The organism is Paenibacillus sanfengchensis, from assembly GCF_036864765.1.
GTDB classification, from domain to species: Bacteria; Bacillota; Bacilli; order Paenibacillales; family Paenibacillaceae; genus Fontibacillus; species Fontibacillus sanfengchensis.
This window is the reverse complement of record NZ_JBAGJC010000001.1, coordinates 457,803-484,290: the sequence shown is the minus strand read 5'-3', so window position 1 is coordinate 484,290 and position 26,488 is coordinate 457,803. Positions and strand designations below refer to the sequence as shown.

Annotated in this window: 26 protein-coding genes; 21 read left to right on the top strand and 5 right to left on the bottom strand. The window is 49.6% G+C overall.

The annotated features are described in order from the left end of the window. The first annotated feature begins 31 nt into the window (after window positions 1-31). From V4U84_RS02315 to V4U84_RS02300, 4 genes are all read left to right on the top strand, one after another. Complete coding sequence (locus V4U84_RS02315) at window positions 32-1,399, top strand: ABC transporter substrate-binding protein (RefSeq protein WP_334073154.1); 1,368 nt, start codon at window positions 32-34, stop codon at window positions 1,397-1,399. A gap of 1 nt (window position 1,400) precedes the next feature. Next, a complete protein-coding gene (locus V4U84_RS02310) occupies window positions 1,401-2,282 on the top strand; it encodes a carbohydrate ABC transporter permease (RefSeq protein WP_334073153.1) in 882 nt (293 codons plus the stop codon). Window positions 2,283-2,323: 41 nt separating this feature from the next. Further along, window positions 2,324-3,139, top strand: a complete 816-nt coding sequence (locus V4U84_RS02305; RefSeq protein WP_334073152.1) for a carbohydrate ABC transporter permease — start codon at window positions 2,324-2,326, stop codon at window positions 3,137-3,139. Between the two features lie 138 nt (window positions 3,140-3,277). Beyond that, window positions 3,278-4,222, top strand: coding sequence for a sugar phosphate isomerase/epimerase family protein (locus V4U84_RS02300; RefSeq protein WP_334073151.1), 945 nt, complete (start codon window positions 3,278-3,280; stop codon window positions 4,220-4,222). Between the two features lie 218 nt (window positions 4,223-4,440). Here V4U84_RS02300 and lacZ read toward each other — a convergent pair whose 3' ends face one another. Beyond that, the gene (gene lacZ, locus V4U84_RS02295; protein WP_334073150.1) at window positions 4,441-7,557 is read right to left on the bottom strand and encodes a beta-galactosidase, LacZ type; all 3,117 of its coding nucleotides are present in this window, start codon (window positions 7,555-7,557) and stop codon (window positions 4,441-4,443) included. 124 nt (window positions 7,558-7,681) lie between these two features. Between lacZ and V4U84_RS02290 the strand changes: the two genes are divergently transcribed. The 3 genes from V4U84_RS02290 (at window position 7,682) to V4U84_RS02280 (ending at window position 9,528) form a co-directional block, all read left to right on the top strand. Then, window positions 7,682-8,506: an AraC family transcriptional regulator gene (locus V4U84_RS02290; protein ID WP_334073149.1), complete on the top strand. Its 825-nt coding sequence runs from the start codon at window positions 7,682-7,684 to the stop codon at window positions 8,504-8,506. A 319-nt stretch (window positions 8,507-8,825) separates the two neighbouring features. After that, on the top strand, window positions 8,826-8,969 hold the full coding sequence (locus V4U84_RS02285) for a hypothetical protein (RefSeq protein ID WP_334076692.1): 144 nt from the start codon (window positions 8,826-8,828) through the stop codon (window positions 8,967-8,969). Beyond that, a complete protein-coding gene (locus tag V4U84_RS02280; RefSeq protein ID WP_334076691.1) occupies window positions 8,959-9,528 on the top strand; it encodes an Imm41 family immunity protein in 570 nt (189 codons plus the stop codon). The genes V4U84_RS02285 and V4U84_RS02280 overlap by 11 nt, the downstream gene beginning before the upstream one ends. Here V4U84_RS02280 and V4U84_RS02275 read toward each other — a convergent pair whose 3' ends face one another. Continuing rightward, entirely contained in the window at window positions 9,529-10,236 is a 708-nt protein-coding gene (locus V4U84_RS02275; protein WP_334076690.1) for a M50 family metallopeptidase, read from the bottom strand. It lies immediately after the preceding gene. Between the two features lie 171 nt (window positions 10,237-10,407). On the opposite strand from V4U84_RS02275, the gene V4U84_RS02270 reads away from it, so the two are divergent. From V4U84_RS02270 to V4U84_RS02250, 5 genes are all read left to right on the top strand, one after another. Then, window positions 10,408-12,168 carry a TerB N-terminal domain-containing protein gene (locus tag V4U84_RS02270; RefSeq protein ID WP_334076689.1) on the top strand — a complete coding sequence of 587 codons (1,761 nt, stop codon included), beginning with the start codon at window positions 10,408-10,410 and terminating at the stop codon, window positions 12,166-12,168. A gap of 41 nt (window positions 12,169-12,209) precedes the next feature. Next, complete coding sequence (locus V4U84_RS02265) at window positions 12,210-13,553, top strand: ATP-binding protein (RefSeq protein ID WP_334076688.1); 1,344 nt, start codon at window positions 12,210-12,212, stop codon at window positions 13,551-13,553. Then, complete coding sequence (locus tag V4U84_RS02260) at window positions 13,550-15,760, top strand: DEAD/DEAH box helicase (RefSeq protein ID WP_334076687.1); 2,211 nt, start codon at window positions 13,550-13,552, stop codon at window positions 15,758-15,760. Before V4U84_RS02265 ends, V4U84_RS02260 begins: the two co-directional genes overlap by 4 nt. A 141-nt stretch (window positions 15,761-15,901) precedes the next feature. Then, window positions 15,902-16,549: a pentapeptide repeat-containing protein gene (locus V4U84_RS02255; RefSeq protein WP_334076686.1), complete on the top strand. Its 648-nt coding sequence runs from the start codon at window positions 15,902-15,904 to the stop codon at window positions 16,547-16,549. Between the two features lie 106 nt (window positions 16,550-16,655). Continuing rightward, complete coding sequence (locus tag V4U84_RS02250; protein ID WP_334076685.1) at window positions 16,656-17,879, top strand: tyrosine-type recombinase/integrase; 1,224 nt, start codon at window positions 16,656-16,658, stop codon at window positions 17,877-17,879. A gap of 128 nt (window positions 17,880-18,007) precedes the next feature. Here V4U84_RS02250 and V4U84_RS02245 read toward each other — a convergent pair whose 3' ends face one another. Next, window positions 18,008-18,226 carry a helix-turn-helix domain-containing protein gene (locus V4U84_RS02245; protein ID WP_036714644.1) on the bottom strand — a complete coding sequence of 73 codons (219 nt, stop codon included), beginning with the start codon at window positions 18,224-18,226 and terminating at the stop codon, window positions 18,008-18,010. Between the two features lie 107 nt (window positions 18,227-18,333). Between V4U84_RS02245 and V4U84_RS02240 the strand changes: the two genes are divergently transcribed. After that, entirely contained in the window at window positions 18,334-18,606 is a 273-nt protein-coding gene (locus V4U84_RS02240; RefSeq protein WP_068783347.1) for a DUF6809 family protein, read from the top strand. A 415-nt stretch (window positions 18,607-19,021) separates the two neighbouring features. Here V4U84_RS02240 and V4U84_RS02235 read toward each other — a convergent pair whose 3' ends face one another. Continuing rightward, complete coding sequence (locus V4U84_RS02235; protein ID WP_220687457.1) at window positions 19,022-19,105, bottom strand: putative holin-like toxin; 84 nt, start codon at window positions 19,103-19,105, stop codon at window positions 19,022-19,024. A gap of 362 nt (window positions 19,106-19,467) precedes the next feature. Between V4U84_RS02235 and V4U84_RS02230 the strand changes: the two genes are divergently transcribed. From V4U84_RS02230 to V4U84_RS02215, 4 genes are all read left to right on the top strand, one after another. After that, window positions 19,468-20,151: an HNH endonuclease gene (locus tag V4U84_RS02230; RefSeq protein ID WP_334076684.1), complete on the top strand. Its 684-nt coding sequence runs from the start codon at window positions 19,468-19,470 to the stop codon at window positions 20,149-20,151. A 329-nt stretch (window positions 20,152-20,480) separates the two neighbouring features. Further along, window positions 20,481-20,885, top strand: coding sequence for a GNAT family N-acetyltransferase (locus tag V4U84_RS02225; protein ID WP_334076683.1), 405 nt, complete (start codon window positions 20,481-20,483; stop codon window positions 20,883-20,885). A 477-nt stretch (window positions 20,886-21,362) separates the two neighbouring features. Continuing rightward, window positions 21,363-21,683 carry a hypothetical protein gene (locus V4U84_RS02220; RefSeq protein WP_334076682.1) on the top strand — a complete coding sequence of 107 codons (321 nt, stop codon included), beginning with the start codon at window positions 21,363-21,365 and terminating at the stop codon, window positions 21,681-21,683. Window positions 21,684-22,160: 477 nt separating this feature from the next. After that, window positions 22,161-22,529: a GNAT family N-acetyltransferase gene (locus V4U84_RS02215; RefSeq protein ID WP_334076681.1), complete on the top strand. Its 369-nt coding sequence runs from the start codon at window positions 22,161-22,163 to the stop codon at window positions 22,527-22,529. Window positions 22,530-22,746: 217 nt separating this feature from the next. On the opposite strand, the gene V4U84_RS02210 is transcribed toward V4U84_RS02215, so the two are convergent. Beyond that, window positions 22,747-23,034 (bottom strand): hypothetical protein, encoded by a 288-nt coding sequence (locus tag V4U84_RS02210; protein WP_334076680.1) that lies wholly within the window; start codon window positions 23,032-23,034, stop codon window positions 22,747-22,749. Window positions 23,035-23,205: 171 nt separating this feature from the next. Between V4U84_RS02210 and V4U84_RS02205 the strand changes: the two genes are divergently transcribed. The 4 genes from V4U84_RS02205 (at window position 23,206) to V4U84_RS02190 (ending at window position 26,439) form a co-directional block, all read left to right on the top strand. Next, a complete protein-coding gene (locus V4U84_RS02205) occupies window positions 23,206-23,409 on the top strand; it encodes a helix-turn-helix domain-containing protein (protein WP_334076679.1) in 204 nt (67 codons plus the stop codon). Between the two features lie 97 nt (window positions 23,410-23,506). Then, entirely contained in the window at window positions 23,507-24,538 is a 1,032-nt protein-coding gene (locus V4U84_RS02200; protein WP_334076678.1) for a DUF262 domain-containing protein, read from the top strand. Window positions 24,539-24,542: 4 nt separating this feature from the next. After that, a complete protein-coding gene (locus V4U84_RS02195) occupies window positions 24,543-25,199 on the top strand; it encodes an MAE_28990/MAE_18760 family HEPN-like nuclease (protein ID WP_334076677.1) in 657 nt (218 codons plus the stop codon). Between the two features lie 457 nt (window positions 25,200-25,656). After that, a complete protein-coding gene (locus tag V4U84_RS02190; RefSeq protein ID WP_334076676.1) occupies window positions 25,657-26,439 on the top strand; it encodes a hypothetical protein in 783 nt (260 codons plus the stop codon). Window positions 26,440-26,488: the final 49 nt, after the last annotated feature.

The following is a 26,488-nucleotide window of genomic DNA, read 5'->3' as shown; positions in this document are numbered from 1 at the left end:
TCAGCTTAACTAAATTGGAGGAGATGGAGCTATGCGGAAATGGAGTTCGAAAGTACTGGCGGCGGCGCTAGGGTTGTCGCTGCTTGCGGGATGCGGCGGAGGAAGCGGAAACGGGAACGGAAATAACAACGGCCATGGAGACGGGAACAACGCGGCGGCTTCGCAAGGGACGGCTCAGACGGCATCCGCGGCAAACGGCGGAAAAAAAACGGAGCTGACCTTCTACTATCCGATCGCGGTCGGCGGACCTTTGACCACTACGATCGAAGCGATGACTGCGGATTTTGAAAAAGAGCATCCCGAAATCGATGTAACCCCCGTATATACGGGCAGTTATGCGGATACCGCGGTGAAAACGCAGGCGGGCGTTCAAGCGAAGCAGCCGCCGGATGTGGCTGTACTGCAGTCCACGGAGCTGTTCAGCCTGTTGGATATGAACGCCATCGTTCCGCTGGACGACTTCATTGCAAAGGAAGGCAACGCGTATTTGACGGATTTCTATCCGGCCTTCATGGCGAATTCGCAAACGGACGGCCATACCTACAGCATCCCGTTCCAGCGCAGCACGATCGTCCTGTACTACAACAAGGAAATGTTCAAGGAAGCCGGACTGGATCCGGAAAAAGGGCCAAAGAACTGGGAGGAAATGCAGGATTACGCGATCAAGCTGAAAAAAGACGGACGCTACGGACTGGAAATTCCGGTCACGGGCTTCGCCTACTGGATGATGCAGACTTTCGCGCTGCAAAACGGGGAAAACCTGATGACCCAGGACGGGAAGAAAGTGATGTTCGACACGCCGGAAAACGTGGAGGGACTTCAATATTGGGTTGATCTTGCGGCCAAGCACAAAGCGATGCCGGAAGGCGTGACCGATTGGAGCACGGTGCCGTCCGACTTCCTGGAAGGCAAAACCGCGATGATGTACCATACGACGGGGAACCTGACGAATGTCAAGAAAAACGCCACTTTTGATTTTGGCGTCAGCTTCCTGCCGGCCAAAAAGCAATTTGGCAGCCCGACGGGCGGGGGCAACTTCTATATTTTCAAAGATATCAGTCCGGAAAAGCAGCAGGCAGCCTGGGAGTTCGTCAAATTTATGACCGAGCCGGAGCGCGCGGCCCAGTGGAGCATCGACACCGGCTATGTCGCGGTGCGCAAGTCCGCTTATGAAACGGAGCGGATGAAGAAGTATGCGTCCGAGTTCCCGGCGGCACTGGTAGCCCGCGAACAGCTGGAATACGCGGCAGCCGAGCTGTCCACACACAATAACGGCAAGGTGATGAAAATTTTGAACGATACTGTCCAGGCGGCATTGACCGGCGCTTTGTCTCCTGCCGAGGCCCTGAAGAAAGCCCAGACGGAAGCCGATCAGGCTCTGGCTTCCTTCAATAAATAGCATGGCCGGAAGCCGCTGGAGAAACAACGCCTTTGCCTGGATCTTGCTGCTGCCTTCTTTGGTTGTTTTGGCGTTGTTTACCTTTTATCCGATTTTCCTGACGCTTCGTCTAAGTCTGTATCAGGCCGACCTCGCTGCGCCGGAGCCCATATTTGCCGGATGGGATAATTTCCGCAGGTTGGCGGAGGACGAAGTGTTCAAAAAGGTGATGGGCAACAATACGATTTTTGCGCTGGGGACGGTTCCTGCGGGGATCGCCCTGGCCCTCTTGATGGCGGTGTTCGCCAATAAAGTCATGCGGGGAAGAGGGTTTATGCGGACGGCCTTTTTTTACCCGACGCTGATCCCCATGATCGCGGTAGCCAACATCTGGCTGTTTATTTATACGCCGGAATACGGTATGGTCAGCCGGCTCCTCTCCTGGACCGGACAGGCCGAACTGAACTGGCTCGGTACGCCGGGTCTAGTGCTGTGGGCGATGATCATTATGATCATTTGGAAGGAAGCGGGCTATTTTATGATTTTTTATCTGGCCGGCCTGCAAAATATCCCCAAAGAGCTGTATGAAGCCGCCCAGATGGACGGGGTCGGGAGCTTTACCGTGTTCCGAAAAGTCACATTCCCGCTGCTCATGCCGACCACGCTGTTTGTCAGTATCGTAGCCTTGACGAATGCGTTCAAGCTGGTCGATCACTTGATGATCATGACCCGCGGGGGCCCTAACAACTCGAGCAACTTGCTGCTCTACTACATTTACGAGACGGCCTTCAGCTTCTGGGACCAGGGTATGGCTTCCGCGCTGACGGTGGTCATGATCGGGCTGCTGCTGTTGTTTGCGGCGGTGCAATTTTTCGGGCTCGACAAACGAATTCACTATCATTGATTCCGGACGGATCGTCCGGAAGGAAAGGCAAGGCTTAGGATATGCCGCAGAAATATGTCTCTAAAATCTGCAATTTGCTCATGCTGCTGCTGGCCGTTATCTGGCTGATGCCGCTCGTCTGGATGACGGCGACCGCGTTCCGCTCGAGGCAGACGGCGCTTTCGGGATTCTGGTCGGCGGACTTCACCTTGGACAATTTTGCCACGGTTTGGTCGGCGGCTCCCTTCACCGTGTATTACCTGAATACGCTGCTTATCGTGTTCGGCGTATTCGCCGTACAGATGCTGACGGCGACGATGGCCGCCTTCGCGTTTGCGCGGGTGCCGTTCGCTGGGGGCGGGATCGTGTTTCTGGTGTTTCTGGCACAGATCATGATTCCGGCCGATGTGCTGATTTTTCCCAACTACAATATTCTGAAGCAGTTCTCGCTGCTCGATACGAAACTGGGTATTATGCTGCCCTATCTCGCTTCTTCCTTCGGGATTTTCCTGCTCCGTCAGGTTTTCAAGACGATCCCCCTGGAATTGGAGGAGGCGGCACTCATGGAAGGCTGCAACCGGTGGCAGGTGTTGTGGAAAGTGTATTTCCCGCTGTCCCGGCCTACCTATGTCGCCTTTGCGCTTGTGTCGATCAGCTATCAGTGGAACAATTTCTTGTGGCCGCTGATTGTCACGAATTCCGTGGAAAACCGGCCGCTGACGGTCGGGCTGTCGATTTTCGCCCAGTCGTTCGAAGTCGGGGTTCAATGGACCGAAGTCAGCGCGGCGACGCTGCTCGTCATCGTACCGCTGCTGGCGATCTTTCTGGCTTTTCAGCGTCAGTTCATCGACAGTTTCATTCATTCCGGGATTAAGTAGCTTCCATCAGGCACCGGATCGTTCCATAGGGCAAAGCCACCCCGCGGGAGCTGTCAAAGGAGAGTTATTTCATCCCAAGTGGCATGTTCAGGAGGTTTTAACTTAGAAGGACCATCCCCATGTGAAGGAGAGATCCGGATGATCACACGCGAAGACTGTTCCGTTTCCACTTATGCTTACATCGACCGTCCGCTTCAAGAGGCGGTGCTGCTCCTGGCCGAGGCCGGCTGGAAGCAGATTGAAATAATGTGCGAGGGCGGCCATGAGGAGATCCTGGTCTGGCCTGAAGCGCAGCTTGCGGAGTTTAAGCGGATCGGCGAGGCTTACGGCATCCGGTGGAGCCTGCATGCGCCCATCACCGGCTGCAACCCGGCGGCCGGGGACGAGGCGGAGACGGCCCGATCCGAGCATCTGCTCGTGGAAACGCTGCTCGTCGCGGAGCATTTGGAGTGTAGCCATGTCGTCCTCCATGCGGGGAGCGAGGGAGGGGAGCCGGCTGGCACGGAGGAGCTTCCCGGGGCGGGCCCCAAGGCGGTGAGCGAGGCTAAAGCGGAGCCTGGGCGTGGGGCGGAACTCGCGGGGGCCGCGGCCGAAACCGGAACCGGGATAGAGGCGGGAACCGAAGATGCGAAGCGCCGGATCGTCGGCTTTCTCGCCCGGGTACTAAAGCGAACGGCCGGCAGCGGCACGGTGATTGCGCTGGAGAATGTCCCGCCTTATCCGGGCTTGCTTGGCGCGGAGGTCCCCTTTTTGCGGGCGATCGCCGACGAGCTCGATTCCCCGCGGGTCGGCCTCGTCTTCGATTGCGGCCATGCCCATATGACGGGCAGCGGCCGCTGCCTTCTGATGCTCCAGCAGGCGATGCCCCGGCTGGTGGCGCTGCACTTCAGCGACAACGCCGGGGAGGCGGATGACCATTTGGGGCTGGGCGGCGGCACCGTGCCGGTCGAGGCGATGGCGGCCTGGCTGGTGGCCTGCGGATACCGGGGCTCCTGGGTGCTGGAGATGAGGAAGCCGGAAGATTTGCTGCCATCCGCAGACAGGCTGATTAGTCTGACCCGGCAGTTCTCGAGCAGCTTTTAGCCCTCATCATACAACCTTGACCTATGGGACTTTATTTGCTGGAGAAGTCGTGCCGAATCTCGAATTGGGGCTCGCATCGGGGGAACAAGGCACGCAAATGTGCAAGAATTTATTGTGATTACGGAGAAAGCGGCATCTTAACATCAAAAAACCTGCAGATATGCAGGTTTTTTTGTATAAGCATTTGGCCGATCAAGATCACCTCAAGAGCAACCCCGTTACACGGGGCGAACCCGGAACTTGAAGAAGTAAGGCCGGTTCGCGGGAAGCGTGTAAGCTTCATGCGTCCGGGCTCCCCAGCTGTCGTCGCCGCCGACGCCCATTTGTTTGAAGTTGATTCTTACGATCGTATGGCCGGTTTCGGGCAGCTTATAGACATGGTCATGCGCTTCCAGTTCTTCCGGGGACCAAGGCAGCGCATTGAAATCGAAAGGCATCGGACTGTCGAACCGAAGAATGGCCGCATCGCCGGCGCTCCGCGAGATTTCGGCAAACCGGACATCGGTCTTGTTGCCGCATTCCTGCGGGCGCAAATAAGGAACGAACTGGTCCCGGACGCTTCCGGTGTAGTAACCCAGGCGAGCCCCGGTCTTCCGGTCCCAATAGTTATCGTGGGGGCCGCGGCCGTACCAGCTGACGGTATCATGGGTCTTGTTCAGGGTGAACAGCAAACCGAACTCCGGCATTTCAGGCAGACTGCCGTCCGGCACTAAGGTTTGTTCCACCTCGATCGCTCCATCCGGGAATACGCGATAGACGAGGGAGAGGGTACACGAAGGCTGATTCTCCCACGCGTAATCCGCACAGACGGCCCAGCCGTCGCCTTCTGTCCGGTGTTCGAACCGGGTTAGCTTCAGGTTGAACGGAGCGGTTTTCCAAAAAGCGCTGCGCTCATGAAGCTTGTTGCCGAGATCGTTGTCGGTAACCGCGCGCCAGAAATTCGGCCGTACGTCCCCGGCGAGCTGTTCTTGGCCCGCTATTTTATAGGAGACCAGGTTTCCTGAATTTCGGTCAAAAGTAACCGAGACGTTGTCCCCGGTGATTCTAAGCTCCTCCGCCACGGTTTCCGTTTTCAGCGGGGAAAGTCCTTGAGCCTCTGGGGAACCCCACGGCACCATGCGAGGTTTCAATACGAACTGCTCCCAGGCGACTTCGTGTCCGGCCTTGGCCCATTTATGTTCGGTCTTTGTGACGAAAGAAACCGTCAGGACGGCTTCCCGCTCATCCGCGAAAGCGGTCTGGAACGGAATGCGGATCTCCGCCGTTCCTCCGGGAGGCGCTGTGGCTTCCAAGGTGCCGCTCTGCGCAGGCACGCCATCCAATGCTACGCTCCATACGCAGGCGTATTGACTCAGATCCGTAAATAACGCTTTGTTGCGAATCCGAATGAGCCCTTGACGCAAATCCACGGCTTCGAAGCGGACGTCCTGATAGCATTTTTTTACCTCATGCAGCTTTGGAGTCACGGTCCGGTCGGCAAAAATAAGCCCGTTTCCGCAGAAATTGCCGTCGTGCGGCGACTCGCCGAAATCCCCGCCATAGGCAAGATACTCCGTACCGTCCCCCGCGGTCGTTCGAATGGCCTGGTCGATCCAGTCCCAGATAAAGGCTCCCTGCAAAATGTCGTACTTGTCAAACAATTCCCAATAGAGATGAAGTCCGCCGCAGGAATTACCCATGGCATGGCTGTATTCACAGAGGATATACGGCTTTTTGGGATGGTTCAGCGCGTAATGCTCGACATCGCGAGGTTTGACGTACATGGTGGATTCGATATCGCTGGCCGCTTCCGATTGGCGGTAATGAAAGACGCCTTCATAATGGACAAGCCGCGTCGGGTCGGTCTGTTTCAGAAAATCGTACATGGCGATAAAGTTGTCTCCGCCGAAGGATTCATTGCCGAGCGACCAAATGATGACGGACGGGTGATTTTTGTCCCGCTGGAACATGGAATTGCAGCGGTCGAGCACATTGTCCCGCCATTCCGGCCGGCTGCCCGGTACATTGAATTCATTCAATTCCTGCTGTCCGTATTGCCAGGATCCGTGCGTCTCCAGGTTGGTTTCATCGATCACGTAAAGTCCGTATTCATCGCATAGTTCGTACCAAAGCGACTGGTTTGGGTAATGGGAGGTCCGGACCGCGTTGATATTGTGGGTTTTCATAAGCTCGATGTCCCGGATCATCTCCGCCTTCCCGATCGCCCGGCCGGAGTCTTGCGAGAATTCATGGCGGTTGACGCCCTTGAATACGATCCGGCAGCCGTTGATCTTCATCAGTCCGTCCTTCAGTTCGAATTTGCGGAATCCGGTCTTGCAGCGGGTCGCTTCGAGGACGCGGCCTTCTTTGTCCTTCAGGGTCAGAATCAGCGTATACAAATGGGGCGTCTCCGCGCTCCACTTCAGCGGATTCCGCACCGCCGCCGAAAGTTTCAAAGTGTGGGATTCCTCGCCTTGAAGGATGGAGGTGAAGGACAGCGGCGCGTCGAGAACGGCCCGCCGGTCTTCATCGTACAGTTGAGCTTCCACGGTGATTTCCCCGGTGCTTTCCGCGTTGTAGTTCGTGATTTTGATATCGAGCTGCAGTTCGGCATCGCGATAATCGGCATCCAGGTCGCTGCGCACAAAGAAATCGGCAAGATGTACCGGGCCCGGCGAATAGAGGTACACGTCGCGGAAAATCCCGCTGAGCCGCCAAAAATCCTGGTCCTCGAGCCAACTGGCATCGCACCAGCGGTAGACCTCCACGGCCAGCTTGTTGTCTCCCTCCACCAGGTAGGGGGTGATGTCGAATTCGGCAGGGGTAAAGGTGTCTTCACTATAACCGACAAGCTCGCCGTTCACCCACACGTAGAACGCGGATTCGACGCCTTGAAAGCTGAGGAACACGGGGCGCCCATTCCAGTCCTGCGGCACGGTAAAGGTGCGGATATAAGAACCCACCGGATTGTACAAGGCCGGCGCAAAGGGGGGCTTCAGCTCAGGCTCGGAGACCGCCCAAGGATACCTTACATTCGTATATTGCGGGTAATCGTAGCCTTGAAGCTGCCAATGGGAAGGGACCGGCAGTTCTTCCCAGCCGCTGGCGTCGAAATCGGTTCGATAAAAATCCCGGCTCCGCCGCTCCGGCGTCTCCGCAAACGCAAATTTCCACACCCCGTTCAGCGATCGGTAGTAGGGGGAAGATTCCGGATCTGATGAGAGCGCTTCCGAAACGGTGGGAAAAGGCATCATGGTCGCATGGGCTTCGAGCCGCCCCAATTGAAACAGCTCCGGATTGTTGTTCCACTCGGGATAGCCGTTGGCCGGGGGCGTGTAAACGAGTTTTTTGCGCATGTAACGTAACAACTCCTCTTGCTATGTTATAATATATTAACATTATAAGTTTCCATTGGCCTTTAGAAAATAAAAGAATATTCGCCCTGTGTATTAAAATATGAAACAAGAGGAGGATTTTCCGATGAAGTCCCGGATCATCTTCGGAAAGACGGAGGAGACGTCCCGGCTGCCTATTTTTATGACGACGCTGGGCTATTGGGAGCATCAGAACGAAACGCACCGTCCCGCAGGCTTTCCCGATTACCAGGTGCATCAGGTGATTCAAGGGCAAGGGAAGCTGGTCCTCGGCGAGGAGGAGTTTCTCGTGGGTCCGGGGGAGGTGTTCTTTTTGTTCCCGGATATTCCACACAGGTACATGCCGGTTAGTGAGCGCTGGGAGCTGGCCTGGGTTTCATTCCAGGGCAGGGAGGCGAGCCAACTGCTCGCGTATGCCGGGGTAAATGGTTCAGGCGTTGGTCGGCTGCGCACCCGGACTTTGATGGACGGCCTTCAACGCATGCTCGAGGCGGAGGAACACGGGGACGAGAATTTCGAAACGGAATGCTCCAAGCAGTTGTACAACCTTTTGCTGGACTTAAATAGAGAACTGATCGCGGCTGAGGCAAAAAACGATGAGCTGGAACGCATGCGCCCGGTGCTTACCTACATTGCGCATAACCTGCCGCGACCCTTGCCGCTAGGCGAACTGGCGGAGATCGCGGGCGTTTCGCCGCAATATTTGTGCCGTCTTTTTCAAAAAACGCTGAAACTCCGGCCTTTGGCCTATATCAACCAAGAACGCGTCAATCTGAGTAAAAAGTTAATGTTTACCGAGCGAGACAAAAGGATCTACGAGATCGCCCAAAAGGTGGGTTATGAGAACTCCAGCTACTTCTGCGCCGTGTTTAAGCGGCATACCGGGATGAGTCCCGAGGAATTCAAGAAAATGCACGGGCTGGGTTCTTGAGGTAAAGCGGCCTACCGCTTAGCGGGAAATTCTCCTGTTAATTGCTGAGATTTTGCCAAGGGCAGTTCAATTAGATGGAAATCCTCCCGCTAATTTTGCCTAAAGCGGCTAGATGTGTCTCGGAGCCCCGGAATAGCTGGAGCTTTTCCCGCTAATTGTTGGGAGAAAGCCTGAATGAGTAAATTAGCGGGAACAATTCCAGCTAAACCAGCTAAATTGTCGAGCGCCTCTTCGGTCTATGATTGCGGCCAAAGAGGGGTTCCGTCCGAGGCTGCCCGATGTTTCCGATCCGATGCGGACTGGCGTAAGGTGGATCGGTTTGAGCGAGCTTGCGGGGGTTACGCTGTATCCGAACATTAGCAAACAGATTCAAGCTTATGCGCACAACCGGCGAAATATCGACCTTATTGAGGATTTCCGGTTGGAGAGTTACAAGAAGAGGGGGAAAAGCGGTGAAAAGTGAAGCCGTCCGCGTACTGGAAGCTAATGGTAATGGACAAGAGGGCAGTTTTATTTACTATTTGCACGAAAAAGATACGTTCCATGAGGATTCCTACTGGGAGCTGTATCACGCGATGATTGATCTTATTGAAGCGACGAAACAGGAACCGTATCTGGAGCGGGGCATCAGCACTACGGTGAGTAAGGTGTTTTCTTATATTTACCGCAGTTTTATGTGGAATTTTTGCCCTCACGACCAATATTCGATCCGGGGCCTTCCCGATGAAGGACGTTTTCCGGATAGGGTGGACCGGTTGGAAGAGGTGTTTAGCGCCTATTTTAACGGAATTTCCGTGAACCGGGCAGTGATGGAAAGCGACATTCCGACCCGGATCGGTAAACCGGCGGCGCGGGCCCTTGCCCATGCGGGATATGGGCGGTTGGACCAGCTCGCCTCGATCAGTGAGCGAGAACTCCTCAAGATGCATGGCGTAGGCCCCAAAGCAGTGGAGATTCTACGCCGGGCGTTGGAGGGGAAGGGGCTGTCATTTACCCCGGATGCCGCTCCCCGTAAGTCGTGATCAAGAGCGCATATTCGGCATCATTTCAGACTTTCCCCGTTTAGCCGCCCGATCCCGTTTCCAGTACAGCTGCAGCGCGAACAGGGCGCACCAAAGGGAAACGACGATGAAGACCATCGACCACACCAGAGCGGGGACCAGGGTCAGGCCGGCCAAATTGGCGGCGTCTCCGGCCTGCCGGGGATCGATGATGGAGCGCTGCAGCAGGGTGACCGGCCCCATCACGGACTCCTCGAGACATAGGAACGCGAGCAGTAAATAATAGAAGTTTCGAATCTTTCCGCCGATAAAGTAAACTACCGCGTTGATCAAAATAAAGACGATCAGCCAACCTAACCCGTACCCCGATCTCACAAAAAAGACGATCATCGCAAGCGCCAGCGCGCTGACTACGGCAAGCCCCAGGGCTTGCTTTTGTTTGGCATAGCCATAAAACAGGCCGACGGCAAACAACGAAGCCGATACGTAACCGGCCAAGGAGACGGCAATTTGGCTCCATCCGGAAGCCAGCATGGAGTAGGTGACCCCGCTGTGATCGGGATTCAGTTCAATGCGCAGCACGCGGCCGGAGACCAAAAGCGTCGCCACCGCATGACCGAGCTCATGCACCATCGTGTCGAGCATGCGAAACCAGTCGGAAAAAGGGATCAGCCGGGTCAAAAACGCAGCCCCCAGCAAAAACAACAAGGCTTTCAGCCATTTATTCATAAAGGGCTCCCTTCACTTTTACTTTACTTAACGGAAGTTGAATCTTCCCATCTTTCAGCCTGGAAGACCCGGTTGCCACTCAATTATAATAGAGAACAAAAAAGCATTCAAAAAAGCGAACAAATTTTCGCTTCGATGGTATAATGGAGTCGTGATGGAGGACGTTGGACGATGAACGAAGGAGCGGACAAGCACGGCATGTCTCAAGAAAAAAAGAACCCGCGAACGACCCGGGAACAGGGTCTTACGTTCGCCGAACTGGAGCTTGACTTCGCGGATCAAGCGGACCATGCGGATTATGCGAGGCCTGTGGCCCGGGAGGAGCCGCAAGCGTACAGCCGGATTGTGATGCCGGAAAGCGTGGAACGGGAAATCGACTGGAGGGAGAACTTCAGGTATGTTTCCCGCGAGGAGCAATTTGTCCGGAAGGCTAAAGAATTGGAAGGAGAGACGGTCGAGTCGGCCGAATTCGTTCCTTTTCAACATTATTGGCCGACCTATGAGGAAATGCAGCCGGCTCAGCTGAAATGGTATTTGCATTGGCGCGGTGAGGTTCGTGCGGGAAGGTACCCGGATACGGATCTGTCGTATCTTTTTGTATACTTGTACGAGTTGATTCACGGAATCGGCTGGCGTGAGCCGTCGCAGGGGTTTGAGCTCATCCGCCGGGTTTGGCAAGAATACCGTCAGCGGTATCCGAAGCTGGATTTGTACGCGCGGGAATGGCTGTACGATTTTGCGCTGGTGTTCGGGCTGGATTTGCCTAGGATGGAACCCTTGCTGAAGTTTCCCCGGAACCTTTCGACCGAGCTGAGGGAACTGGAATGGTACCGGAGATTTACCGCCGAACCGCTCGGGCTTTCCTGGGACATGCTGACGCCGCTCCTGGATTACGAAGTGGAGAAGAGCCGTTTTTATACGGGGCAAGGACGGAAGGACTTGCAGCAGTATGCCCCGAAAGTGGTGTCCCTGGTAGACGGCTACATGAGCAAGGCGCAGGGAAATCGGCTTTTGGCCCGGTTTAAGCCGCGGGAGAAAAAAGTCAAACGTCATTTGTTCCGCAGCGCCGTCTACGATTTCGAGCTGCACGGACGCAGCGTGCCGGTCACCGTGCTGCCGGTGAGCGAGCATCCGCCGCTGCGCGATTATGTGACCCAGCTCGTCCGGCTCACGGAGAACAAACTCCGCGAGCTGACGGGATTCAAAGGCAAGCTGCGGGGGATCGCGGTGGAGCCGGACGTCGAGCAGCTTGTCGACCGTTTTCTGCGGAAGGAACTGGAACAGCGCAAAGCCGAAGAAGCCAAGGCCCGGGCTCCCAAGGTCAAAATCAACACGGTTAAGCTGCGCAAATTGCAGAAGGAATCCGATGAGGTTCGGGATCTGCTGCTGGCGGAGGAACTGGCTGGTGCCGGGGAAGCGCCGTGGGGTGAGCCTGCGCCGGTGGCGGGTCCCATCGCGGGCAGCGAGCCGGGCCGGCGGAAGCCGGGCAAGCGCAAGCAGGCCGGGCCGGAGCAGGCGGAGCTTGATTTCGAGCGGGGCTGGCTGGCCTTTGTGGATGAATCCGACTCCGAAATCCCGGTAACAGAGCCGGAAATGAGGGAGTTCCCCGCGGCAGCGATAGAAATGTCCGAACCGCCGGCGCCTTCCTCCGATCGAAACCCGGAAGCGGAAGGGCTGCCGGCGGAGTGGCGGGAGATGTCTGCGCGGTTTGGCGGAACGCATCTTCAGATGCTGTCGGCCCTGCTGAATGGGGAAGACGCGTCCTCCTTGTATGCGATCGCCGAACAGGCCGGCTCAATGCCCGAGCTGCTGCTCGACGAAATCAATGAAATCGCGATGGAAGAAATCGGCGATTTACTGGTGGACGGCGAGGACATTCCGGAGGAATACCGGCCGGATCTCGGCAAGCTTCTTGGGAGAGCGGCTGATTAAAGAAAGTGCGAAGAAGAGAAGATCAATGAGGTGAAATCTCGATGAAACAGGTGCAAATTCCGAAGCGGCTCACCACCGCTTTGGTGAACTCCCTGACGGCCGGGGTAGTGCCGCGGGTCGGGCTGGAGCATATCGCGGTCGGGCGAAAGGCCGAGGTGGCGTCGATGCTGCAGGATATGGACAATATCGCGGAAGGCGGAGCCGCTTTTCGGTTAATTGCCGGGCGATACGGGAGCGGCAAAAGCTTCTTGCTGCAAATGATGCGCAACTATGCGATGGACCGAGAGTTTGTGGTCGCGGACGGCGACCTTTCCCCGGAGCGGCGTCTCGTCGGTGCGAAGGGGCAGGGCCTGGCGACCTACCGGGAACTGATGATGAATATGTCCACCCGGACGCGGCCGGACGGCGGCGCTTTGGAGCCGATGCTGCAGAAATGGATCGCCGCGCTCCAGCAGGAAGAGATGCGTGCCACGGGCCTGCGGCCCGGCGATCCGCAGCTGCTCGAAGCGGTGGAGCTGCGGATTTACGCGGTGAGCCAGGAGCTGCAGAGCCTGGTGCACGGGTTTGATTTTGCCAAGGTGCTGGCGGCTTACTGGAGCGGCTACAAACTGGGGGACGATGACCGGAAAGCGGCGGCCCTGCGCTGGCTGCGCGGCGAATTTCCGACCAAAACGGAAGCCCGCAAGGAGCTCGGCGTCGGCGTAATCATTGACGATGACAACTGGTACGACTATATGAAGCTGTGGGCTGAGTTTGCCGTGCGGATCGGGTATAAAGGGCTGCTGCTTTTTATCGATGAAGGCGTGAATTTGTACAAAATCACCAACAGCATCTCCCGCCAAAGCAACTATGAGAAATTGCTGACGATGTTCAACGACACGATGCAGGGGAAGGCACAGTACCTCGGCATTTACCTCGGCGGGACGCCGCAGTTTGTGGAGGATGAGCGGAGAGGGCTGTTCAGCTACGACGCTTTGCGCTCCCGGCTCATGGACGGGCGTTATAGCAGCGGCACGCGGCGGACGTACACCTCGCCGATCCTGAAGCTCGATATGCTGTCGCATGAAGAGATTTTGATTCTCCTGCAAAAACTGCGGGATATCCATGCCATGCATTTCGGCTACGCGGCGAAGCTGACGGACGAGCAGTTGATCGCGTTTATGCAGGCGGCGGTTGGCCGGCTGGGCGCCGAGGAGCTGCTGACAACCCGGGAAGTCGTCCGCGATTTCATGGACGTGCTGCATATGCTGCACCAGCATGAGTCGCTGACCTTCGAGGCGTTGATGGGAGAGCGGGAGCAGGAATTTGCGGCATCGGGCGGTGGGGCTTCGCGCAAAGAGGCGAAGGACGAACTGGACGACTTTTTGGCGGAGTTTGACCTATGAGCGGAAACCATTCTTTTTCCAGGCTGGCTCCGTTCATACAGGAATATATTTACCGCAAACAATGGGACTCCCTGCGCGAAGCTCAGGTCGAGGCCTGTCGGGTGCTGCTGGACACCCCGCATCATCTGCTGATCGCTTCGGGGACGGCGTCGGGGAAGACGGAGGCGGCCTTTTTTCCGGCGTTGACGGAGCTGTTCGAACGGCCGTCGGAATCGGTCGGCATTCTGTATATCGGGCCGCTCAAGGCGTTGATCAACGACCAATTCGAGCGGATCACCGAGCTGCTTCGCGAGGGGGAGGTGCCCGTCTGGCACTGGCACGGGGACGTTTCCCAGGCGGAGAAAACCAAGCTGATGCAGCGCCCCTGCGGCGTGCTGCAGATTACGCCCGAATCGCTGGAAGGGCTGCTGATGAACCGGCCCAATGCGATCCCCGCGCTGTTCCATGATCTAAGGTATATCATGATCGATGAGGTGCACGCGTTTATGGGGGCGGACCGGGGGATTCAGGTGCTGAGCCAGCTGACCCGGCTGACGCGCATGGCGTCCTGCTCGCCGCGCCGGATCGGGTTGTCGGCGACGCTGAGCGATTATGACACGGCCGCGCGCTGGCTGGGGGCCGGCACGAAGCAGCCCGTCGAGGTCGTCTCGCCGCAGGGCGGGCGGAAGCTGAAGCTGTCGGTGGAGCATTTTTCGTTCCCGGACGCGCGGAATGAACGGGAAGCGGAGCATTTGGAACTGGCCAAGCAGAACTATTACAGCTTCATTTACGACCATACGCACCGCAAAAAAGCGCTCATCTTCACCAACAGCCGCTCGGACGCGGAGCTGACGACGCTGGAGATGCGGCGGATCGCCGCGAAGCGTGAGGAGCGCGACGTGTTTCATGTGCATCACGGGAGCATTTCCGCGATGCTGCGCGAAGAGACCGAGGCCGCGCTGCGCTCCGGCCCCGGGCCCGCGGTCGCCGCTGCGACGGTCACGCTGGAGCTGGGCATCGACCTCGGCGAGCTGGAGCGGGTGATCCAGCTCGGGGCGCCGTACAGTTGCTCCAGCTTTGTGCAGCGGCTCGGCCGCTCCGGACGCCGGGGCGACATGGCGTCCGAAATGATGTTCCTCGTCGCGGAGGAAGAGGACGAGGAGGCGCAACTCCCCGCACGCATGCCGTGGACGCTGCTGCGGGCGATCGCCGTCATCGAGCTGTACGTCCGCGAACGCTGGGTGGAGCCGCTCGATCTACGGCGGAAGCCGGTCGGCGTGCTCTACCATCAAACGATGAGCACGCTCAAAAGCATCGGCGAAGCCGAGCCCGCCGAGCTGGCGCGGGCGGTGCTGACGCTGCCTTCTTTTCGCGGCTTCGAGCCGGAGGAATACAAGCAGCTGCTGCAGTATTTGCTGCAGACCGACCACATCCAGCAGACGGAGGAAGGGACGCTGATCATCGGGCTCGGCGGGGAGAAGGTGGTCAACAACTTCCGCTTCTACGCCGTGTTCAAGGATGACGAAGAGCATGCGGTGTACAACGGCTCCGAAGAAATCGGCAGCATCACCACCGTGCCGCCGCCGGGCTACTGCTTCTCGCTGGCCGGGAAGCTGTGGAAGGTGGAAGAGGTGGACAACAAGCATAAAGCGGTGTATGTCAAATCCTCCCGGGGCAAGGTGGACACGCTCTGGCTCGGCGCCGGCGGGGTTGTGCACACCCGGGTGATGCAAAAAATGCGCCAGGTGCTGGAAGAATCCACGCTCTACCCGTACCTGGCCCCCGGCGCGGTGAACCGGCTGGAACGCGCGCGTCGGCTGGCCCGCGAAAGCGGGCTGCTGCGAAGTCCGGTGATTCCCGCAGGGGGCGATTCGGTGTTTATTTTGCCGTGGACGGGAAGCAAACAGTTCCGCACGCTGGAGCGTTTGCTGAAGCACAACCTGACCGAGCCCATGGGACTGCGGCAGGTTGTCCCGATGGAGCCGTATTACATGGTCGTCGCCGGAAAGACGGCAGCGCCGGAGCTTCTGGCCGCGATCCAGGCCGAGTTGTCCGAGGTGAGAGATGCGGAGGCGCTGCTCGATGCAAGCGAGGCCCCTTACCTGGGGAAGTACGACGAGTTTGTTCCGCCTGAGCTGGTGCGGCGCGCTTTTGCCGTGGACGGATTGGATTTGAAGGGCTTGAAGGAAGCGTTGAACGGCGTTCCGGGGGATGGTTTTGCCGGATAGTGGCACCTTGTTGAGTTTACTTGTTTGCGGTGATCGGGTCCGTGCTTTTTGTGGCAGTTTTACCGGTTGAAAACTGAACAGCTAGCGGAGCAGGAGCGCTTTAGATACGCATTAAATTTAATTTTTGAAGGGGATAAAGACATGGCAGCGAAAATAAAAATGATGGCACCTCAGCTTCCGGCGGAGTTGAACGAGGCACGGTGGGAGGATGTCCTGGAGGACGAGGACCGTGAACTGGTGAACGGGCTGCTCAGCGGCGACCGGTTCGAACATGAGGTCATGGATCGGTGCATTTTGGCCAAAGTGAGACTGCGCGGATGTTCTTTTGCCCATACCACCTTCGACCGGATGGACCTGACCGACGCGGTTCTGGAAAACTGCGACCTGTCCAACGCCGTCTTGCAAAAAGGCGTGATCCACCGTGTCCATTTCAAGGACTGCAAATTGACCGGCATCGATCTGAGCAAGGCCAACCTCGGGTTCGTCACCTTTGAAAACTGTGTCATGAACCTGTCCGATTTCGGCGAGGCTTCGCTCAAGCAGGTGCGCTTTACCGGCAGTGTTTTGCAGAATGCGACGTTTTATGGCTGCAAGTTCAAGGATGTGGAGCTCGACGTGTGTGACCTGAACGAAGCGGACTTCAACAACACCTCGCTGAAGGGGATGGATATCAGCACGTGCACGTATGACCGAATCGATATTCCGGTAGACGCACTGGCGGGTTGCACTGTGGCGCCCGAGCAGGCGATCGGGTTTGCGAAGTTGCTCGGGTTGAAGGTGAAGGGGTAGAAGAGCGCCCAGATCATACATAAACGGGTATCCGAAAGCATCGGAAGGCAGAACTCTGCGGAGGGCTGTCTTTTTTGTTGGGAAAAAGAAGGGAAGGGGTAAAGCGATGATCATTCATATCGGGCGGGTCAATGACAAGGGGTTATGGGTAAAATTACAGCATTTTCAATCAGAGGATTTGAAGAGTATGCGTTCTGCGCTACCAGGTTGTCGTTGGGATTCAGAGTCAAAGAGTTGGCGATTTTCTTCTTCAGTGGATATGATTCGCCGGTTGTATGGATGTTTTCCGAAAGGACAGTTTGTGCCTAGCGGTGAAGTTACCCGGGACTTGCGTTTTTTGGAGGCGAGAAGTGGGGCGGATTCCAGTCTAGTCGATCCTATTCGACGGGATTGTGCTGTCATCAAGATAGAAGAATGCTTAGTGCGGACACTCAAGGCAAAAGGTTACAGCATTAAGACGATCAAAGCCTATCGGGGGCATGTTAGGAGATTTTTGGAATACAGCGGTGTGTTTCGTGAACGCATATTGCAACAAGGTTTTGATGAAAACGGTTTGCCATTTTTTGAACGCGTGAAAGTTCAGGAATACGCCTTAAAGCTATTGGATCAGGGCCATTCCCATGCCTATGTCAACCAAGCGATAAGCGCTTTGCGCTTTCTTGTAGCCGATGTTTTGAAATGGCCCACAGAAGAAGCCAGTTACCTGCGTCCCAAAAAGGAAAAGAAGCTTCCTTACGTTTTATCCGAGCAAGAAGTGCTTCGCGTTCTCAAGGCCTTGAACAATTTGAAGCATCGTACCATGCTTTTTTTGGCCTATTCCTCCGGATTGCGTGTAAGTGAAGTGGTACGGCTTAAACTTACCGACTTGGATTGGGATCGGGGAATCATTTCCGTTCGGCAGGGAAAAGGAAAAAAAGACCGCCATACCCTTTTGTCGCGAGCGGCATGGGAACTGGTGCAACAATACATGAAATCAGAGAAGCCATCCGCATGGCTTTTTCCGGGTCAATATCCAGGAACCCACCTCCATGAACGATCGCTTCAAAAAGTTTTTACGGAAGCACTGACACGCTCCGGCGTCAAGAAAAAGGTCGGCATCCACGTGCTTCGACACTCCTTTGCCACCCATTTACTCGAAAACGGCACCGACCTCCGGTTTATCCAAGAACTGCTGGGCCATGCCAACCCTTCCACCACCGAGCGCTATACCCATGTCAGCACTAAGAACCTTAAGAAAATCCAAAGCCCGCTGGATCGGATTTACGAGCAGTCGGATGAGGAGGAGATGGTCAATAGAAAGGATGTGAAATATTCGCTTACAGAAACATGAAATGGAGATATAATTATGGATAATAGTCAGGTGCGCGAATACTAAATTGTAGAGGATGTTCGCGACGTGCAGAGATATAGGAGTTAGGTGAAATCAACGATAGTGAAATAAGAACCCCAAAAATTTTTTCAATCTTTGGGATAAGCTTGTTTAATGTTAGTTCTATTAAGAAGATAATCGGTGCTGGTTTGGTGGAAGTCGGCAAGTTTAATGAGTATGGCGGTTGGAATATCAACTTCACCGCGTTCATAATTACTGTATATACGTTGACTACAGTTGAGATATGCAGCAATTTGAGATTGAGTTAAATCCTTATCTTCACGCAAGCTTCTAATTCTTGGGTACATACAAACACCTCCAACATAAAAATACTCTAGCGAGTAATTCGCTATTGAGATTTAGCGATAAAATCGCTAAAATGCTCTTATGAGAAATACAATGGAGGGAATGTAGGATGAGTAGCTTATTAGAGCAATTGTATTTTGGAGAAATTAGACCAGAAGAAAAGATTATACCAAAGAATCCAGAGTATAAATTGTTGAATAGCGAAATTTCAAGCTTCAAGGAGAAGTTAATAACAAGCCTGACGGAGGATGAGGTGGAGCTTCTTGAAAAAATATATGATCTATTGGGAAGGTCTTCTTCGATATATTCAACCGAAGTATTCATCTATGGTTTCAAAATGGGTGTTCAAATTGTAACGGAAGCTTATGCTGATGGAAAATAAAGAAGAATTTTAAAGACGGATGATATATTAGAGAGTAACGTAGCTCGAGGAAGTCGTTGACTTCAGTTAACACCGTATTCACGCATCGGGGCTTTCGCCCCTTGGTTATCAGATGTATAATCATGGAAGAAGCTCAGATAACAAACGCCCCAGCCTAAGATAAAAGCTATCTAAGGCTGGGGCGTTTCGTGAATAAAAGAACGTTAAGTGAAATTACTGCAGACAACATTACAGACCTTATATAAATAAAAATAATCAACAAAACCTATAAAAGCGTTATAAAATGAGTTATACTGAGGTAAGAATAAGTAAGGAGCCGTGCGCTAACACGGCTCCAAAGTACAATAACTGCATAAAGAGCAGTCGGCCACACTAGTCAGGTCGCAGAATAGACCGTTTCCTTAGGCAGGGCGGTCTATTTCTTTTTCATGTAGGTAAGCAATGCCAGAATGAACATGCCGAACATGAACATTAAGGAAAGTGCATCTTTGACCTCCATGGGCATCACCTCCCTTCTGGGAGATTAGCCGACCGCCCTTATAGCCGTATATTGTACTAGAAAATTATAACATATAAGACATGATCAAATACCATTAATATACTATAATTATCTAGAATACATAGGAAACAAAACCGTATATGAGAATGTAAACACAGAGAAGGCAGTAACATCACTTAACAATGCATCTATGCTGCGGGGCATTCGCCCCTTGGTTGTCAGAAGCAAACTCACAGACATAGATTCAGACAACACACGACCCGGCCTAAGATAAGAGTTATCTAAGGCCGGGTCGCGTCATAGATGCGGAACGTTATAGGAAATCAGCGCAAAGAACACAAGAAACAGGAGATGCTATATTTATGCTCGCAATAGACGCAAAAAATAAGTTCTTCGAGACATCTATTGATGGGGAAAAGATCATCAAATTTATTACTGGCGGAAAGTGTGAAGTCGAGGTTCTTGTTGATGTAAAACCATGGGTAGAATATCTTCACAAACATCATTGGACTGCGATAAGAAAGGATAATTATATTCAAGTTAAAACCAGTATAGATAAACATTCTCATAGACTTCATAGAATGATAATTGAGAATGAATACTCCGAACTAGATTACTGGGGAAATACTATCGATCACGAAAATAACAATCCATTGGACAATAGACTATCTAACCTTCGGATTTATAATAGTAAGCTAAACGTTACTAACATCAGAAGTAAATACAAAGATGATGATATGCATTTGATCTATCCGCAATACAGTAAAGTAAAGAATGGGAAACGGATTTATGGATACAAGGTTCATACTAATATCTCAGATGAAACAAAATATAAGAATTTCAAAACCAAAGAAGAAGCAAAAGAATACCGTGACAATATTATATTGCCCTTAATTGAATCCAAAATTGAAGAGGTCAAAAAAAAGTCAAGGGATATTGAGTTTGAAAGAGGATTGAGAGACAAGGTAGTAAACAATGAAATAGATGAAATTCTCCAAGTTCTTGAGAAATATAATCTAGTGAATGTTACTCAAAGAAGTCGCTGACTTCCAATAACACTGTATTCACGCATCGCAGCCTGGTGGCTGCTCGGTCCGCCCGAAGCATTTTCGAAGAAGTGAAAGCCAGGCGGACAACCCTGCGAACCTAACCGCGCTGCGACCGGCTCCTCCGGAGCCTTAAGGTTCTCAGGTTCGTGAATACAAGAACGTTATCTACAATTACTGCAAACCTAAAGAAAGAAATAAGTGAAATATAAATTACAAGAATGAAATGTAAAGCAAATTAGTGAGTGTAGTTTTGGGCAATCATTCAGGTTCTTACCATTACTAAGATTAGAATGGATGATAAATAATTAATAGGGTGGGTGAAATCCTTGAGTATTGTTTTTAACGACTCAATTAAAGATTTACCATCCGACCAGTTGCATGGACTATTTATGTCAGTCGGCTGGGAAACTATTGAAATGCTGAAGTGTTTTAATTTACCGTTTAAAAATTCAACTTTAGTAATCTCTACATGGAATGATGATAGATTAATTGGTGTTGTAAGAGTACTGAGTGATAAAATTTTCAGATCAATAATTTATGATTTGGCTATTGATCCGGAATTTCAAGACCAAGGAATAGGACGTGAATTAATAAAGCGATGTGTTGAACATTTTCCGGATTCGGAATGGTTGGTTCAAACAACAGAAAAGATCTCTGGTTATTATGAAAAGATAGGATTCAAAAGACAAGATGATGTTTTTTTGAGTATTCCTTCTAAGTGGTTTGAATAACATCGATTAAGGATGAAAAAGAGTAGTTTAAGAGAAAGGCATTAACTAGTTTCCGCCTTATTCCTGAGCAATCTAGTCCTGTAAGCAGAAAACATTGATGATGATGTGGTTGCCGGGACAACCCTGCATTGGCTGTTCACTGTGCCTGATTGGTAGGATGCTTAAGTGCGTATTTTTTTATAAGGAAGTGTAAGAAGAGTAATAAATAAACCTGGCTAGATTATTCGAAGAAGGCAGTAACTGCAGATAACATAGTATTCACGCTGCGGGCCTAACTGCCCTTGGTCTGCAAGAGGCATTTCGTAGAAGCGGATTCAGCAGACAACCCTGCGAGACTAAGTGGCAGTGCCACCCGGCCTTAGGGCCTTAAGTCTCTCGGGTTCGTGAATACAAAACGTTATCTGAAACATCCGCAAAGACTAATAGACATTAAAGACAATAAAACCATAGAAAATAATTAACTGGAAGTGGTTTTCCATGAAGAAAGTAGCGGTAGTTAGTTTGTACTTTTTGAGCGAAGAAGAGGGCGGTCAAAAAAGATTAATTACTGGAGATTTTTCAACACCCATTGTTTTTGATTCAGATAAGGATTTGAAATATGGACTTTGGAGTGCAGTAGTTGAATTACATAATAAACCTAATGAATACAGAGAAACCAAAGCAGATCTATATTTTTTATTTCATGACTCAAGTGAGGTACCGCATCATTTATTAGAACCCAACAACAGCTTTTCTTTAAGGAATAATAAGATAATAGCTAAAGGAAGGATAGAGTATATAAAAAAATTTAAGGATTAATAAGGATGAATACATTTTGAGAGTTAAATCGAAGATGGCGGATGCATCAGATAACACCGTATTCATGCTGCGGGCCTAAAGGCCCTTGGTCTGCAGAGGCATTTCGACGAAGCGGAATCAGCAGACAACCCTGCACTGGCTAAGTCCGTCGGACCTGGAGCTTACGCCCCTAAAGCTAGTGAGGGTTCGTGAATACAATAACGTTAGGTGAAACCAACGAAAATCATTTAAACAAAATAAACATATTACTGGAGGGATCTCTATGGAAGATATTAACTTCAACAATTATTTCTGGCAAGATGGAGTAATTAGATTGCGTGCAGTACAACCTGAGGACTGGGAAAGCATTATTACAATCGTTTTGATACACCTGCTAGAAGGCTACTTGATTATCAAGTTGAATTGCCTCCAACAAAAATTGAAGCTATAAGTTTTGCAGAGTAATTTGCAGATTTTTCAAATAAACATGGCAGGATCATGTTCACAATTGAGAATTTAAGAGGAGAAAACTTAGGAGGAATAAACCTAAATAGCGTTGATGAAAGAAATGGTACCTTTAGTATTGGTATACAGATAAATCAGGACCGCAGAGGTAATGGTTATGGAACTAGGGCAATGAGAATTGTATTAAGATACGCATATTTCGAGCGTAGGCTTAATAAGTTTAACGTCTCTGTTCTTGAAGGCAATGATGCCTCTTCGGAGATGATGAGGAAACTAGGATGTGTACAAGAAGGTGTTCGTCGACAAGTAGTCTATACTAGTGGTCAGTATCTTAATGAGATTTTTTATGGAATGACTAGAGAAGAATTTAAAGAAGCTGAAGGCAAAGATACAGTTAGCTGATTCGAAGAAGTCGTTGGCATCGCATAACACCGTATTCACGCGGCGGGCCTGATGGCCCTTGGTCTGCAAGAGGCATTTCGAGGAAGTGAAATCAGCAGACAACCCTGCACTGGCTAAGTCCATCGGACCCGGGGCTGGCGCCCCTTAAGCCAGTGAGGGTTCGTGAATACAACAACGTTATACGACAGAATCAAATGAATGAAACGTCAAATGGCTCTCAATCAGTAGATATATTTAATTCGTTATGTAATTGGAGAGCATCCTTAAACCCTTGTAAGTAGATTTCACGTTCTAAGATTGCTTGCACAGAAAGGTCAGCATCGCCGTAAAGAAATAAAGTTTTTTGCATATTCCCTGGCAGAAGTTCGTGTAACTGCTTCAAGTAAAGACTTCGTTCGGATGAAAATTGGTTATAGCTGGAGTTATTTTTGATCAGCGCTCCATATAAAGATTCAATTCGTTTGCGTATTAGTGAATCGAGTAAGATATCTAAAGAGGTATACATGAATGAACACCACCTAATATATTTCATATTACGAATAAAAGTTCAACTAAATAAATATAATTTTAACATATTGAATATTGAGGTCAAGATATATTAAAGATGTTTTTGATAAAGGAAATATACTTTCATATAATTAAAGAAAAATTCAATGAATGTTTGAGAGGATATCAGATGATTAGTTACAAACCATTTCAAAAGTTATTGATCGACAGGGAAATTAAAAAACAGGATTTATTGAAAATGACGGGTATTTCATCTGCTACGATGGCGAAGCTCAATACGAATGAATATGTTTCGTTAGAAGTGATTGATAAATTATGTACGGCGTTAGGGTGTCAGCCAGGGGATTTATTGGAACATATACCAGAGCAATAGTAGAAAGTAGTAATGATACTAGCAACGAAATGCTAGGAATAATTAATACAGTTTTAGGATAAGAAATTAATAGAAATTTTTCTAGGGAGTGTATAAATTGACTTTAGATGAGCAATTGCAGGAACAAAAAAGAAAAGTGGATTTTAATTCATTTGATATTTCAGTTAAAGAGTTAATCAGTATGTTTGAGAGTGATATTATCGACATAGCTCCCGAATATCAAAGGCAGTTTAGATGGGAAGAAGAAAGGGAATCTGCCCTAATTGAATCAATTTTTCTGGGCATACCTATTCCTAATTTGTTTATGGCAACAAATGCCGATGGAACATGGGAACTTATTGATGGGGTACAGAGATTAAGTACTATTATTCACTTTGCAGGAGAAGAAAAATTATTAGAAAAAATTAATAAAGAAAGTAATTTGAAATTAATGGGTCTAAAAAAAATAACTGAACTAAATGGTAAGTCTTTTAATGATCTAAGTAAAACTCATCAATTAAATTTTCTCTTAAATAGCCCATTAAAAGTAATAACACTCAGTGATAAAAGTGATGTGGAGGTTAGATTCGATTTATTTGAAAGATTAAATACAGGAGGAGTCAGACTTTCTGATCAAGAAATTCGGAGTTGTATTTTTAGAGGAAAATTCAATAACTTTCTAAAAGAGTTAGCTGCAAATCCCGATTTTCAGAGTGTAGTTAAATTGACTGATAAACAAGAGAACGATGGTACAAGGGAAGAGCTAGTATTGAGATTCTTTGCTTATTTAAATAACTCGCATAATTTCGAACATAGTGTTGTGAATTTTCTGAATGAATATATGAAGAATGCAAGAGAAGATTTTGATTACCAATCCAATAAACAGATATTTGAGATCGTTTTTAAAAAATTAGGTGCTGCTTTAGAACATGGAATAGTCAGAGGACAACGAAACTTAACACCCTTTAACCTATTTGAAGCTGTAGCAGTTGGCGCGGCTTTAGTTATTAAAGAAGGACTAGACTTAAAAACCGAAGGCATCTTTGAATGGATGAATAGTGATGAAATGCAGAGCTTAACTTCTGGTGCTACTAATTCAAAAAAACGAGTTCAGGATAGAATTAATTATGCAAAGGATAAATTAATATAATCCTATGTTGAACTCTATTTCAAATGAATTGAACTTACGAATTTTTGAACTAAAAAAAATGATAAATGCACTAGAAGCAAGTTCTAATATTAATTCTATTGATGAAGTTAAGAATGCTAATAAAGGTTTAATTATGGTTGGAATTTATTCTGTAATGGAATATACCGTAGTAAATACGGTATCCCAAGCGATAGAAATAATAAACAATGAGGATGTTAAATATAACCAACTGACTGAAAGGTTCAAAGGTATTGCACTCCAAAGTAGACTCCAAGCATATTCTGATTGTAGTATAACGAAAAAATGGGATAAAACTTGGGAAATCACAGAAACTTGGAATTCTGAAGAGATAGTTAGTATAAGCAATTCTTTATTACCATCAGATGGATCAAACATAAAAAGTAAACAGCTTCAAAGTATTTGGAAAAGTTTTGGTATAGATTTAGAAGATGTTAATTATTTTAATATGATCTCTTTACTGTTGAATGAACTTACGGATTCTAGAAATGCTATTTCTCATGGACGCTTGAAGGCTAGTGATGTTGGTAGAAGATTTACATTTGAAGAATTAAGAAGAAAGGTTGATGAAATACAAAGAATTTCTAATTTTGTGGTTGAGAGCTTTTCTGCTTTTCTAATTGAAAAAAAATATTTAAAGTGACTTTGGAAAATACCAAATTTAAAGTATGAAAGGGAGTTAGAACATAAAAGTAATATGAGAGCAGTGACTAGAAGTAATTCCATCGTATAACACAGTATTCACGCAGCGGGGCTATCGCCCCTTGGTTGTCAGATGTACAATATGGAAGAAGCTCAGACAACAAACGCCCCAGCCTAAGATATGAGCTATCTAAGGCTGGGGCGTTTCGTGAATACAAGAACGTTATAGGAAATTCTCTGTAAAAGCATCTATAAGTGCTAAAGGACAAAAGCACAAAAAGCTTCAGTGATGATTTTAACATTTGACTACCGGGCAGATTACGCTAATCACGGTAGATGATGATTGAGAAAATACAATATTGGACTTACCTCCCCAATTATATAATAGAAGTATTATGAAACAAAATCCATATTCTTCCGTATATGATGGTAAACTAATAAAGGTGTGAGGATTCACTATGAGATTAAAGAATAAAGTTAGTGAAACAGGCGAAGTTCTCGCTCAACCAGTTGTCGATATTCTGTCCAGTTTGCTTTTAGAAGGAGTTGCGTCCCAATTACTTCCTGGTGTTACCACAACGATATTATCATATAGACAAAAACGTTCTGAAAGAATGATTAGGAAATTTCTAGAGGAAATTGAATTGCGACAAGCGAGAATTGAGCAATTAGTAGCATTGTTAGACTTGGAATTTATTAGACGATTTCAAGATGCCTATTTGCCTATCATTTTGGACCATGTATTTGACAATAATCAAGAAGAAAAAATAACAATAATTGTGGATGGCTTCATTAGCTTGCTCTCCGAGAAGGAATTAAATGAAAACGTAGTATTGAACTACTATAGAATATTAGCTGACCTCAATATGTTAGATATTAGAGTTCTAAACGAATTGAGATGTGAGGCGACTATTAAAGTTAATAAAAATCCTAACGTAATTCAAAGTAGAAGTAATTCTTATTCTTTCGAAGAGTTACTTGAGAAAACAAATATTAAAAGTAGTGACCTCTCATATATCGTCACTAATTTAGAAAAAAACAGATTGATTGAAAACACCCAATTCTTCAATTATGAAGATCTTGTTGGCCAAGTTATAAAACTTTCTTCTGGTAATGGCTTAACAAACAGATCAAGAACTAAAGATGTAGATGATATTATGAGTCTAGGAATGCCCTCATTGTTTATTCTGACTGATTTTGGGGTTGAATTTATTAGATTTTTTTATAATAAAGAGACATAAACTCAGATCAACTGAAGCATGGAAATAATGGCTTAGGCTAACAACCGTA